A 14180-nucleotide genomic window follows, 5' to 3' on the forward strand; every position below is an offset into this window, starting at 1 on the left:
TGCTCTGTCACGAGGGCGTTCCCCTCCCGTTTCAGTCTTCCTTGTAACGATAGCCAATGCCGTAAAGTGTCTCGATCTGGTTGAAGTCGTCATCAACTTGACGGAACTTTTTGCGGACGCGCTTGATGTGGCTGTCGATGGTTCTGTCATCGACGTAGATGTTATCGCCATAGGCGGCATCAATGAGCTGGTCACGCGATTTGACAAGGCCGGGACGGCTGGCAAGCGCCTTGACCAGAAGGAATTCCGTGACCGTGAGCGGCACGTCATTGCCTTTCCACTGACAGCGATGACGGGATTCGTCGAGCATCAGGTCGCCACGGACCAGCATGCTGCCGGTTGTTTCACCGGATGCTTCCGCTTTGTTGACTTCATTGCGGCGCAGAAGAGCACGGATGCGTTCAATCAGCAGGCGCTGCGAAAAAGGCTTCGTAATGTAATCGTCGGCTCCAAGGCGCAGCCCCATCAACTGATCGACTTCCTCATCCTTGGAGGAAAGGAAGATGATGGGAAGGTTGGAGCGGGCACGCAGACGCTGAAGCAGCTCCATGCCATCCATACGCGGCATCTTGATATCGAGAACCGCGAGATCCACGGGGCGGTTGGTGATATCCTGCAGGGCCTGTTCGCCATCCGTGAATGTGCGCACGGCATAGCCTTCGGCCTCAAGTGTCATCTGCACGGAAATCAGAATATTGCGATCGTCATCGACCAGTGCGATCGTCTGTTTTTCGGTCACGAATTCAGTCCCCTCCCGAGGCAGAATACTTGCCCACCGTGCTGGTGATGCGATCAGATGGGGGCGACCATACAGCGCTCGCGCTCGTGGGGCTACGGGGGAAAGAGGAACAAAAGTTCTCGAAAAGATCGTAAAGAAGAAATTTATAGAATTTTAGACAAACATTTCAGAGGATAATTTATTAACTATTTTGAGACTTAAACTCTCTCCCGTTGCATGGAAGGGATGGAATGGCTGCTTCCGGAAAAAAGCGCGAATTTTGCCCGGTTCAATGCCTTGTCGATCATTGCGAGGATGCCTAACTCTATTGCCATGAGCAATATCACAGATACCCCTGAGGCCGGATCGCCAGCTGATGCGGCGGCGAAAGGTCTCCACGAAAATCATTCCGCGCACGCTTCTGAAGGAACTGTCGGTGCCGATGAGGCGAGTTCGACCACGGATGAAGTGATGAGTGCCGCCAGCAGCCGGATCAAGGAGCTGGAAGCCAAGTTGGCTGAAGAGCACGACAAATGGATGCGCTCCGAGGCCGAGATGCAGAATCTGCGCGCCCGCACGAAGCGCGAGATTGATGACGCGCGTCAGTATGCGGTGCAGAAATTCGCCCGTGATGTGGTGGAAGCTGCGGAAAACCTGAAGCGTGGTCTTGCCAGCCTTCCCCCCAAGACTGAGGGTGAGGACGGCATCATCACCAAGATGCGTGAAGGAATTGAGGGAACCGAGCGGTCCTTCCTGTCCATTCTGGAGCGTCATGGTGTGGTGTGTCATGATCCTTCAGGTCAGGCTTTTGACGCAAACCATCATCAAGCGATGGCGGAACAGCCCAGCGCCGAACATGCTACAGGCACGGTCATTCAGGCCTGGACTCCTACGTGGACGTTACATGGTCGCCTGCTGAAGCCGGCGATGGTGGTCGTGGCGAAAAACGAAGGTGGGTCATAAATCGGGGTGAAAGTGTGCCGGGCGTTTTTCAGGGACGGGTTCCTCTTGAAAGCGTTATTCCAGCCGCCTACATCTTTATACAGACAAGCGGAGCAGGCCGGTGTGAACCGATGTCTCCGCTACAAAAAAGAGGGTTCCATCAGGTGCTTCGGGCCAGATGGGGCCGCTGAGAAGGGATTGATTATATGAGCAAAGTTATTGGTATCGACCTCGGTACGACCAATTCCTGCGTTGCCATCCGTGAAGGCAACGAGACGAAGGTTATCGAGAACAGCGAAGGCGCGCGCACGACGCCGTCGATGGTGGCGTTCACCGAAGGCGGTGAAATGCTCGTCGGACAGGCCGCGAAGCGTCAGGCTGTCACCAACCCGGCCAACACCCTGTATGCAGTGAAGCGTCTGATTGGTCGTCGCTTCGACGATCCGACCGTCCAGAAGGACAAGGAACTCGTTCCTTACGCCATCGTGAAGGGCGACAACGGCGACGCTTGGGTCGAGGCGCGCGGCAAGAAGTATGCGCCTTCTCAGATCGCTGCGTTCGTGCTGGGCAAGATGAAGGAAACCGCCGAGTCCTATCTCGGTGAGAAGGTGACTCAGGCGGTCATCACCGTTCCGGCCTACTTTAACGACGCCCAGCGTCAGGCTACGAAAGACGCTGGCAAGATCGCTGGTCTTGAAGTCCTGCGTATCATCAACGAGCCGACGGCTGCTGCTCTGGCCTATGGCCTTGAGAAGAAGAATGGCGGCACTGTCGCGGTTTATGACCTTGGTGGTGGCACCTTCGACGTCTCGATCCTTGAGATCTCTGACGGCGTGATCGAAGTGAAGTCCACCAACGGTGACACGTTCCTTGGTGGTGAAGACTTCGACAACCGGATCATCGACTTCCTCGCGAGCGAGTTCAAGCGTGATCAGGGTATCGACCTGAAGTCCGACAAGCTTGCTCTCCAGCGTCTGAAGGAAGCTGCTGAAAAGGCGAAGATCGAGCTGTCCTCCTCCAAGGAGACCGAGATTAACCTGCCGTTCATCACGGCTGACGCTTCCGGGCCGAAGCATCTCGTGGTGAAGCTGACCCGCGCGAAGCTGGAAAGCCTTGTTGACGATCTGATCACCCGCACGATGGAGCCTTGCAAGGCTGCTCTTAAGGATGCAGGTCTGAACAGTTCCCAGATCGATGAAGTCATCCTCGTCGGCGGCATGACCCGTATGCCGAAGGTGATCGAGGCCGTTAAAGAGTTCTTCGGCAAAGAGCCTGCCCGTAACGTGAATCCCGATGAAGTCGTGGCGATCGGTGCGGCCATTCAGGGCGCGGTCCTAAAGGGTGACGTGAAGGACGTTCTGCTTCTCGACGTGACGCCCCTGTCGCTTGGTATCGAAACGCTGGGTGGCGTGTTTACCCGTCTGATCGACCGCAACACGACGATCCCGACGAAGAAGAGCCAGACCTTCTCCACGGCTGAAGACAATCAGAACGCCGTGACCATCAAGGTCTATCAGGGCGAGCGTGAGATGGCGGCTGACAACAAGCTGCTGGGCAACTTCGACCTGACCGGTATCGCTCCGGCTCCCCGTGGCGTGCCGCAGATTGAAGTCACGTTCGATATCGACGCGAACGGCATCGTTTCCGTGTCCGCTAAGGACAAGGCGACCGGCAAGGAGCAGCAGATCAAGATCCAGGCTTCTGGTGGTCTGTCCGATGCCGACATCGACAAGATGGTCAAGGACGCCGAGGCGAACGCAACGGCTGACAAGGCGAAGCGTGAAGCGGTTGAAACCCGCAACAATGCTGAAGCTCTGGTCAATCAGGTCGAGAAGTCTCTGTCCGAGGCTGGCGACAAGGTTCCGGCTGCCGACCGTAGCGAAGCGGAAAGCGCTGTTGCAGCAGTCAAGTCCGCCCTTGAAGGGTCCGATGCTGAAGCTGTGAAGTCTGCATCCGAGCGTCTGACGCAGGCGGCGATGAAGATTGGTGAAGCGGTCTACAAGGCTGAGCAGGCTGGTGGTGCAGGCGCCGAGGGTGCTGCTGCCGGTGGTGCGAAGCCGGACGACAAGGTCGTCGATGCCGATTTCGAAGAAATCGACGACAAAAAAGCCTGAGCGGATGTGTCCTGACGGGGACTGGTAATGAGTGCCGGTCCCTGTCAGCAGGCGAGACATCTCGCCCTGTTCTGAAGGCGCCCGCTCCATTCGTTTGGGGCGGGCGTTGTCTTTTTCTCTCTTCCTGATGTCGTTGAAGATGCACACGATTGCTGGAGAGGCCGCTTACGAGGAAATCTATGGCCACGAAACTTGATTATTACGCCGTTCTGGAAGTCACACGAGAAGTCTCATCTGACGAACTGAAAAAAGCGTACCGCAAGCTGGCCATGAAATATCATCCGGACCGTAATCCGGGCGATGCCGTCGCAGAGGCGCGGTTCAAGGAAATCAACGAGGCTTACGACGTCCTCAAGGACGATCAGAAGCGTGCCGCATATGATCGCTTCGGCCATGATGCTTTCACAGGTGGTGGCGGTCCGGGTGGGTTCGACTTCGGGGGCGGCGGATTCAGCGGCTTCGGCGGCGGTGGTCTCGGCGATATCTTCGAACAGATGTTCGGCGACATGATGGGTGGCCGTCGTGGTGGCGGTGGGGTGCGTGCCGGTGCCGACATCCAGACGCAGGTTGAAATCACGCTTGCCGAAGCTTTCACGGGTATCAAGAAGTCCATCACCGTCAAAACACGGGTCCAGTGTGAGTCCTGCGATGGTACCGGCTCAAAGGACAAGGAAGCAGGCGTCGAAGTCTGCCCGAGCTGTCATGGCGCCGGAAAGATCCGGGCGCAGCAGGGATTTTTCGTTGTCGAACGTCCTTGCCCCACCTGCCATGGCGCGGGAAAGGTCATCAAGGATCCGTGCCCTGACTGCCGTGGGGTGGGAACGATTGAACGGCCGCGCACGCTGGAAGTCGCCATTCCGGCCGGCGTTGAGGATGGCACACGCATCCGCCTTTCAGGTGAAGGGGAAGCAGGCAGTAAAGGCGCGCCAGCAGGCGACCTTTATGTTCATATCGTGGTGCAGACCAGTGAGCTTTTCCAGCGGGACGGCTCGAACATTTACTGCCGCGTGCCCATTCGCATGGCGCAGGCTGCACTGGGCACGGAAATCGAAGTGCCGGTGGTCGATGGTAGCCGGGCGATGGTGAAGATTCCAGCCGGAACACAGAGCGGCGAACATTTCCGTTTGCGCGGAAAAGGTTTCTCGGTTCTGCGCTCTTCGGCACGCGGCGACATGTATGTGCAGGTGACGGTTGAAACGCCGCAGCATCTTTCGAAAAGACAGAAAGAACTTCTGGAAGAGTTTGAGAAAGAAGCGGGTGAAAACGTCAAGGGAAGTCCGGAACACGCCGGTTTCTTCAGTCGTGTGAAAGACTTTTTCGAAGGAAAGAGTTAAGCCTGAAAGGCTGCGACTGACATGCAAAAGCCCGGAAGAAATTCCGGGCTTTTCTTTTATTCGTCAGCGTTTTTCCGGAGTGGGTTTGAGCGTTGGTTTTGTCGTGACCGGAATGGACGGAGCGGCTGCTGCCGTATTGCCGGGAGTGGCGTCATCCTGCGACGCCTGTCCAGCGAACGGATTTTTGCTGAGAATCTGCTGTGCAACCTGAGGATAGCGATTCATCAGCCCCAGCAATGTGCCGTTCGTCCAGCCGAAACCGATCTGCATCGGGTATTCGCCGCCGCCCGCGCCACCGGTCGGACTGATTTCCGAATTAACCACATCGTATTTTTCCAGCAGAACGCCACTTTTTTCATAAGTGCCGATCACGCGTGTCATCCAGCGCTTTGCAATCTCCTGCGCAAGCGTGTCTTCCCCATAAAAATTGAGTCCCTTGATGGCCATCCATTGGAGCGGCGCCCAGCCATTTGGAGAGTCCCATTGCTGACCGCTGATTGTATCCGTTGCTGTGAGTCCGCCAGCATGCAGCAGCTTGCTCTGTAGTGCTTTTGCGACGGCATGTGCCTGTTTGTCGGTTGCCATCTGAAGGAAAAGCGGCATGGCAGTTGCCGCCGACAGCACATCCACAAAATGCCCGGTTTTCCAGTCGTAGTCATAAAATGCGCCGCGCTTCGCGTCCCACAGGATGTGCTGGATCGCAGCGATCCGTCGTTTTGAATCGACCTTGTAGCGCTCTGCCTGCGCTTTGTTTCCGGCCAGTTCGTAAGCATGAGCAAGTGTGCGTGAGAGATGCGCAACCGCGCAGTTCATCTCGATAGTCAGAAGATCGGTTGTGTGGATGGTGGAGAGCGTATGCTGGTCCTGGAGCCAACGCGATGAAAAGTCCCATCCGGTTTCCGAGCCTGCCCGCAGATCGCGCCAGACTTCGGATGAGGGACGCGATGTAGACGCGGCGGTGGCAATATCCTGCGGATAGCTTTCATCGCGCGGCGTATCGAGGTCATCCCACGGGCGGGTCATGACCGTCCCGTCTTTCAGGCGAACGGCGTGGCGCCACGCATGGCCGGGTTCAAGGGTCGCTTCACCGTCCGTCCAGTAATCATATTCCCGCTGAAGCTGGGGCAGATATTTGACGTAGGCTTTTCTGCCGTCATGCGTGGCGATCAGATCCAGCATCATGGCGAAAAAAGCGGGTTGGGAACGTCCAAGATAATAGGTGCGGCTGCCGTTCGGGATGTGTCCGTAATGGTCGATGAGATAAGCGAGATTGTCGAAAGTGGAGCGCATGAGGTCGATGCGACCGTCCTCATACAATCCGATCATGGTGAAATAGGTATCCCAGTAATAGAGTTCCGAGAAACGGCCGCCCGGAACAATGTATTTTCCCGGCAGGGGCAGCAGGGACGACCATGCGACCGGCGTATCCGGCTGGCGTGTCAGAACGTCCCACATGCCGGAGATATAATCGCGAACATTCTCGTCCGGCTTGCGCTGGTAGGCCGCCGAGGTAATGACGGGCACGGTGAAATAGGTTGCGACAAACGTCTTGAGATCGAAGCCCGGATCGCTTTTCTGGGCGCGCCATGTAGCGAGGATTTCGGCGGGCGGTCGGTTGGGGTAGGCGTCCGCCGCAGCCTTGGCGTCCGTGAAGATCCTTGCTCTGCCGATGGCGTCGAAAAGACCGTCAAGGGCGATGGAGGGCGGCCGAAGATCCTGATGTTCCGGAGGCTTGGGCGCTTCAGGGGGCGGCAGGATGTGCGGATGAATCAGGATGCGGGCGCTGACGGGCTGATGTGATGGTGTGTCGGATGAGGCCACTGGCGGGTCTCCCTTGTCGGGAATCTGGGCAATGGCGGGGTGTGAGGATACAGAAAAGGCAAGTAAGCCGCAGCCCAGAGCACACCATTGGCGAAAAGAGCGAGATAGGCTCAAACCGGTTCCTTTCCTTGCAGTCATGCTGGAAGCACATTCTGCCAAATAATTAATGACGGGTGAGTGGCGTCCGGGTTTTCCGTCTTCCTCGAAAACAGTTATGACACAGGGATGTATCGCAGTGGTGAATGGCTGCTTCAATTTGCCGTTCTGGCCTGTCCCGGAGAGTTTTGCCCATGTCGTCCGTTGCCTCAACCCGGAATGTCTCTGCCTCCTCTGGCGCCGGAAGCATGCAGACGCATGTGGCGGGTCTCGGTCCGCTCGCTGCGACTGACCATCTGTTTTTCGAGCGCTCCGGTGCGTTGCTCGCGCGGGAAGACGCCGAGACCATAACGCGCACCGCGCTGGACGGAATGGAAGATGGAGAACTGTTTCTCGAATACAGAGAGACGGAGGGACTGGCGCTTGATGATGGCGTGATCCGTTCCGCGTCGTTCAACACCTCCAGTGGTTTTGGACTGCGGAGCGTGCTGGGGGAAGAGACCGGATTCGCGCATTCCGATGAAATCAGTTCCAGCTCGCTCAAGCGGGCGGCGGAGACAGTGTCCGCTGTGCGGAATGGCCGTTCGGCAATCATGTCGCCCTCGCCGCGATCCACCAATGCGCGGCTGTACAGCGATGTTAATCCTCTTCAGGAGACCGATTTCGTCCAGCGGGTCGGACTCCTCAGTCAGATCGACGCCTATGCGCGCGGGAAGGACAGCCGCGTTGTGCAGGTCATGGCCTCCATCGCTTCCGAATGGCAGGCGGTGCAGATCATGCGTGCGGACGGACAGCGGGTTGCCGACATCCGGCCGCTGGTGCGCCTGAATGTGACGGTTGTTGTCGAAAAGGATGGCCGACGGGAAAGTGGGACGTACGGCTTTGGCGGTCGTTACAGCGTGACGCGGCTTCTGGAAGACGAGGCGTGGAGAAAGGCAGCGGACGAGGCCATGCGCACGGCGCTGGTCAATCTGGATGCGCGTCCCGCTCCTGCCGGAGAAATGGAGATCGTTCTGGGCGCCGGCTGGCCGGGCATTCTGCTGCATGAAGCGGTCGGACACGGTCTTGAAGGGGATTTCAACCGCAAGAAAACCTCGATGTTCGCGGATCTGATGGGCAAGCGCGTTGCCAGTCCCGGCGTGACTGTCGTGGATGACGGGACACTTCCTGATCGACGCGGCAGTCTCACGGTGGATGATGAGGGCACGCCCTCGGGTCGGACGGTGATGATTGAAGACGGGATTCTGACCGGATTCATTCAGGATCGTCTCAACGCACGCCTTATGGGTGTTGCGCCTACGGGCAACGGTCGACGCCAGTCCTATGCCTATATGCCGCTGCCGCGCATGACCAACACCCTGATGCTTGCGGGTGAAGCCAGTACGGACGACATGATCCGCTCGGTAAAGCGGGGATTGTATGCCGTCAATTTCGGCGGCGGCCAGGTCGACATCACATCCGGCAAGTTCGTTTTCGCTGCTTCCGAAGCTTACATGATCGAAGACGGCAAGGTGACGGCCCCCGTGCGCGGCGCGACGCTGATTGGCAATGGCGCGGACGCCATGACGTCGATTTCCATGATTGGCTCCGAGGTGCAGATGGACCCCGGCATCGGAACCTGCGGCAAAGCGGGACAGGGTGTTCCTGTCGGCGTGGGGCAGCCGACTCTCAAGATGACCGGTCTGACAGTAGGGGGTACGACGGCCTGATGATGATTTCTATCACGAACCTGTGAGGTTTATTTTACAAGTAGTGTGTATTTATTCGGAGGGGGAATTAATTGAGTTTGAAGCCTGCCATGTAAAGAGAAACTCATTCAAATAGAGAATGAGTGTTCTAAAGATCTACATTACTCCTTTAGATATTTATTAATGAACGTTGCTTCATATGTCTGCCGTGTAACAACCGAATAGGAATGCAGGTCTTTCCTGCATCAAAAGGAAACGGCATGAGTAATGACACCGTTGTCAGTGCAGGCGAGACCTGGAGCAGCCAGACAATTACCAGTGGACAGAGTGAAATTGTCAGTGGGGGTCAGGCGCTCGACACCGTTATTCAAAATGGCGGTAGTCTTGTTGTTGAAACAGGCGTTTCCGGCGGCCAGACTCTTACAGGAAGCGCAACGAATATTACAGTTGAAGCTGGCGCCACGGTCACCGTTTCTGGTGGCGTGCTGAATAGCTCGACCGTTGGAGAAGGCGTGCAGATCACGCTTGAAAACGGTGCGGTCAATAATACGTCGTTCGGCAACGGTGCCAGCCTGAACCTGAAAAGCAGCTATATGGGCGGGACGGGGACAGCTGATTCGGACACGTTTGCCTCCGGCGCGAGCGTTTCTGTTGCCAGTGGCGCTTCTTTCAGCAATGGCACCATTGATGCAGGTGCATCGCTGACGGTTGGCTCCGGCGTGCAGGTCAGCGGTACGTATGTTGACGGCACTCTGGCTCTGCAGAGTGGGGCGTCCTTCGTGAGCGGCCATCTGGGTAGCGCTGCGACGGCCTCTCTGAGCGCGGGGACAATGACCAGCACTTATATTGCTGGAACGGTCGACGTTACTGGTACAGCCAAGCTGGTTCATGAGGAACTGCAGAACGGCGCGCACGTTTCTGTTGCTGACGGCGGAAATATTACCGATACGCAGGTTGATAGCGGTGCGAACCTCACGATTTCGGGCGGCGAAGTCGATAGCGCGACGATCGCGAGCGGTGCTTCCGTTTCCGTTGGGAGCGGTATCCTGAACAGCGCGAGCATCGAGAGTGGCGCGGTTGTTTCCGTAACGTCCGGCGCTGATCTGCAGAATGTGCAGATTGAGGATGGTGCGCAGCTTGATCTCGGCAGCAGCAACGCTGCTTTGACATCCGCCACACTTGGTAGTGCCTCTGTGCTGCACGCCGGTGGTTCCAGCACGATCGAGAGTCTGACCGCCAACAATGGCGCTGTTTCCCTTGATGGGAGTGCGTCGCTGACGGACAGCACCATCAATGGCGGCACTGTTGCTGCGGCCAGCAATGTCCAGCTTGAGAATGACGTTTTCAATAGTGGAGCCAGCGTCACGCTGAGCGGTGATGCTGATCTGGGCAGTGCCACGATCAATGGTTCTGCCGTTGTTTCCGTGGGAAGTGATGCGACGCTGCATGACATCACTGTCGCCAGTGGCGCAACGCTGGATGTTGAGGGGACGCCTGAGCATATCAAGAACCTGACGCTTGTTTCAGGTGGTCACATCGTGGCGCCCGATGGCACGCTGGTGCAGCAGGTCTCGGCAGACGGTCAGACGACGGATCTTGCTGTGTCCGCAGGCGTTCTGGCTTCCGCTGGTCTGGTCGTCACGAGCAGTGCGCAGGATGAAGCCGTTCTAAACACGTATTTTGGTGACGCGGCTTCGGGTGTCACGATTTCGAACGGCGCAGGTCATGTGCTTGGCAGTTCGACGGTGTCCGACATTTCCGTCGCTTCTGGCGCTTCTCTGGACAACCGGCATGGCACGGTAGCGAGTGCTACTGTTCTGTCGGGTGCGATTTTCCAGAACGAGACAAGTGGCACGGCAACGGGGCTGACGGTAGCGTCTGGCGGAACAGCTGAGAATTCCGGCACTGTAACGGGCCTGACCGTTTCTGGCGGTGTGGTTGAAAACTCCGGCACGATCACGGATCTGACCATGTCGGATGGGACGGTGTCGGTCGTGGGATCGGGGAGTGAGATTTCCAGTGGCACAGTCTCAGCAGGTGCCGTTGATATCGGATCCGGCGCTACGATCCAGAATCTTGCCGTTGCCAGCGGTGTCCATCTGGATCTTCAGGATCTGGCCTACCAGTCCAACACGTCTGTCAGTGTCGACAGCGCGGGAGCACTGACGGTTTCCGCTGGTGGCGTCTCTCAGACCATTGGTCTGGGTGGGGATTTCGCCGATGAGGTCTTCATCGTGGGTCAGGACGCGAACAACGATGTCGAACTGACGGTGGGTGCACGCCCGACCCTGAGTGGTCTTCAGGACATCGTTTCGGCAACCAGTGCGGAAGACGTCTCGCTTGCGTCTGCTGGTGTTGTTACGGGTGATGCCGCACTGGGTAATCTTACCCTGACGGTCACACAGACTGATGGGGTTGCCGGCACATTCGAGCAACCCTCTGGTTTTACCGGTACGGTGTCCGAAAGTGGCAACGCCATCACCTTTACGGGTGACGCAGCCCAGCTTCAGGAGGCCTTGGATGGCCTGAAATGGCATGCGGCAGCGGCTGCGAGCACGGGAAGTGTTGGCGAGGCTGATTTCACGATGGTCCTCGCCGATGGCACCACCACCTATGCAAGTGGCGGTATGACGGTCGATGTGTATGACACGGATGCCGGTTATGCCTTCAGTGGTGGAACCTACACCGTGAATGCGGCTGCTGGCAGCTCGGTCTTTGTCAAGGCGGATGCGGGCCAGACAATCAATGGCGGCGCAGCGGATCTCACGGCAGATGTGACCAGCGCCACGGTTGATCTTTCCGGTTCTGCGGCAACAGGCGCGGCGACTGTGGTCAGTCACGGTGGCAGCACGGTGACCGCAGGCGGCAGTGCTGTTCTTTACACGCCGGGAACCGGCGACACGGTCACGGTCGGTCAGGCTGACGGGCAGGATGTCAATGGCAACATCACGGTATGGGATGCTGTCGCGGGCACGGGTGGAAGCGCTACGATCAATTTGACGTCTGCTCTTTCTTCGGCAGGTTCCACGCAGACAATCACCAACGAAGGTGGCGACGCCATCACCATCAATGGTGCGCCGGGAGCCAATCTGGCTTTCCATGGCCAGAATACCACGATCAATCTGGATGGGTCGTCTTCAGCGGGCAGTGCAACCATCGTTAGTGATGGGACGAAGAGCAACACTGTTGTCGTGGGGGCCGCGACGGTCACTGACCAACTGGCCGGCACGGCTGCTGACGCTTTCTATATGGGTGGTCAGAGCGTCAATAGCGCGGCTGTCGCCGATATGGCTGGCACACTGAATATTGCTGGCGGAAGCCTTGGTGGACAGGCTGCTCAGGTCATGGTTGGCAGCGGCGGAGCCACCCAGACGATTGACACGACCAATGCCACCGGCACCACAGATGTTTATGGCGGTGGCGATGCCATAGATTACACGGGCACCAAAGGTGTTCTGGTGGCCAATGGCGCCGATCAGACGTCTGACTGGTCGATCCATGGAGTTTCCGGTGGCACGAACCAGATTTGGCAGGGAAGTGGCGCGGTCACGGTCGAGGCTGGTGGCCATCTGCAGGATGTCATGAACAATGGCGTTGCCGGAGCAGAGACCCTGACCATTTCCGGGGGCACGAGTGCTGATAGCGAAGAGGTGGATCTCTGGGGTATGCAGGATTCCACGCAGACCATCACGCAGACGGGCGACAACTCTCTGCTGCTGTTTGGAGGAAATGGTTCTGCCGGTATTTCGGCCAGCAATGCTGAACTTGTGCTGAATGGCGCCGACATGACCGGAAGCGCAGGCATTGAGTCCACGGGTTCGGTGACCACCTGGGTTGGCAAGGGCGCAACTACTTTCACAGGCACCTCTGTTTCGGGAACGGACAGCGTGGATGTGACGGGTTCGGGCAACGTGACGGTAACAGACAAGACCGTTGGCAACGATGCGACCGGCACGATTTCGGTCAACGAACTGGGGACTGCAAGCGGCGACCTGACGTTTATCGGTGGTGCGCGTCATGCCTACGTTTCAGTGGGGAATGGTGCTGCTTCCATTACGGCCGGAGCGGGCGGTCTCACGTTGAGCGCGACACAGAACTACGGCGATGTGACGCTCGACGTGTCTCATGGTGATAACACGGTCGATATCGATGGCAGTGTGGCGGGCGACTTCATCTTGAACGGCGTCAACCATAACACCAGCTTCTCGATATCGAACGTGACGGATCAGACGGTCTCCAACGGCAATCTGGTGATGGCGCTGCAGGACGGTCATACGGCGACCTTCGTGGGTGTCACTTCGACCGATCAGTTGTCGCTGATTTCGTAAATCTTACGGAATAGACTTATGAGAAAACCCTGCCATCATACCATGCGTATGGCGGCAGGGTTTTTCGTATTTGGTCATAAATAAAAGGATATTTACGAAAGGCCGGCTCCCTGCGTTTCCAGCAACAGACGAAACATCTGGGTGCCGCAGCACATATAGAGCTCATTTCGTTTGGGGCCGCCAAACGTCAGATTTGAACAGCCGAACGGCAGGCGGATGCGTCCGATGAGTTTTCCTGTTGGGCTATAACAGAACACACCTGCCATCCCGAACTCGCCCGATGCGCCGCACCATAGATTGCCGAAAACATCTGCGCGCATTCCATCTGGGGTCATATGATACCCCTCATGCGTCATATCACAGAAAACATGCCGGTTTTTCGGGCGATTTCCGATCATGTCGAAGGCATAGATGACTTTCTGCCCTTTCGGCCCGATTTGTGAAGGGTCAGGTGCGCAGGAGATAACGTAAAGTGTTTTCTGGTCTGGTGAAAAACACAGGCCGTTGGGACTGGGCACATCATCCTGTGAGAGCACGGCTTCCACAGCGCCGGTCTTTCCATCGACACGGAAAACATGGTCTGGCTGCCGTTCATGCCCTGCGAACTGGACGGAAACTTCCGATCCTAATGTCCAGCGAAGTTTCCCTGTGGGATTAGTGCCCATGCCAGGAGCATCCGGATGACCTTCTATGAGGGTGTCGCCATAGCTCGGGTCAGTGAACCATATACTGTCATCCATTGGATTGACGATGACATCATTCGGCGAATTCAGTGATCTGCCATTAAAAGTGTCGGCGACAATATGACAGATTCCGTCATGTTCCCAGCGGATCACACGACGCATGTCATGCTCGCAGGTGATGATCCGTCCTTCCGTGTCAACGGTATTGCCGTTGCTGTGATAGCTCTCCTGCCGGAAGACGGAGAGGGAACCAAGACCGTCGTCATCAGGAGGAACAAAGCGATATTGCTTGCTGCGGATTGTATCACTCAGCAGCAGAATGCGTGCCTCACTGAGCCATGTCGGGCCTTCGACCCAGCCTCCACCCGTCAGGACACGCTGGATCGATGTGCCGGAGAAAATCAGGTCTTTGAAGGAAGGATCGAGCGGGATGATGTCCGGATCTGGGAGATAGCC

8 protein-coding genes are annotated in these 14180 nt (G+C 57.2%); 5 read left to right on the forward strand and 3 right to left on the reverse strand.

Annotation, left to right across the window (positions count from 1 at the left end):
- Nucleotides 1–31: 31 nt before the first annotated feature.
- Nucleotides 32–739, reverse strand: coding sequence for a response regulator transcription factor (locus ABF824_RS06040; protein ID WP_415487055.1), 708 nt, complete (start codon nucleotides 737–739; stop codon nucleotides 32–34).
- A gap of 312 nt (nucleotides 740–1051) precedes the next feature.
- Between ABF824_RS06040 and ABF824_RS06045 the strand changes: the two genes are divergently transcribed.
- The 3 genes from ABF824_RS06045 to dnaJ all read left to right on the forward strand — a co-directional run bounded on the left by ABF824_RS06045 (nucleotide 1052) and on the right by dnaJ (nucleotide 5108).
- A complete protein-coding gene (locus ABF824_RS06045) occupies nucleotides 1052–1681 on the forward strand; it encodes a nucleotide exchange factor GrpE (protein WP_415487057.1) in 630 nt (209 codons plus the stop codon).
- Between the two features lie 185 nt (nucleotides 1682–1866).
- Nucleotides 1867–3774, forward strand: coding sequence for a molecular chaperone DnaK (dnaK, locus tag ABF824_RS06050; RefSeq protein ID WP_415487059.1), 1908 nt, complete (start codon nucleotides 1867–1869; stop codon nucleotides 3772–3774).
- Between the two features lie 179 nt (nucleotides 3775–3953).
- Nucleotides 3954–5108: a molecular chaperone DnaJ gene (dnaJ, locus tag ABF824_RS06055; protein ID WP_415487061.1), complete on the forward strand. Its 1155-nt coding sequence runs from the start codon at nucleotides 3954–3956 to the stop codon at nucleotides 5106–5108.
- A gap of 63 nt (nucleotides 5109–5171) precedes the next feature.
- Here dnaJ and treF read toward each other — a convergent pair whose 3' ends face one another.
- On the reverse strand, nucleotides 5172–7067 hold the full coding sequence (treF, locus tag ABF824_RS06060; RefSeq protein WP_415487063.1) for an alpha,alpha-trehalase TreF: 1896 nt from the start codon (nucleotides 7065–7067) through the stop codon (nucleotides 5172–5174).
- 206 nt (nucleotides 7068–7273) lie between these two features.
- On the opposite strand from treF, the gene tldD reads away from it, so the two are divergent.
- Together tldD and ABF824_RS06070 are read left to right on the forward strand one after the other, a co-directional pair.
- A complete protein-coding gene (tldD, locus tag ABF824_RS06065; protein ID WP_415487075.1) occupies nucleotides 7274–8734 on the forward strand; it encodes a metalloprotease TldD in 1461 nt (486 codons plus the stop codon).
- A gap of 239 nt (nucleotides 8735–8973) precedes the next feature.
- Complete coding sequence (locus ABF824_RS06070) at nucleotides 8974–13041, forward strand: beta strand repeat-containing protein (RefSeq protein ID WP_415487065.1); 4068 nt, start codon at nucleotides 8974–8976, stop codon at nucleotides 13039–13041.
- Between the two features lie 92 nt (nucleotides 13042–13133).
- On the opposite strand, the gene ABF824_RS06075 is transcribed toward ABF824_RS06070, so the two are convergent.
- Nucleotides 13134–14180: SMP-30/gluconolactonase/LRE family protein (locus ABF824_RS06075; protein ID WP_415487067.1), on the reverse strand; the 1047-nt coding region annotated here is incomplete at its 5' end.

The sequence above is a fragment of the Acetobacter sp. genome (assembly GCF_047721705.1).
GTDB lineage: Bacteria > Pseudomonadota > Alphaproteobacteria > Acetobacterales > Acetobacteraceae > Acetobacter.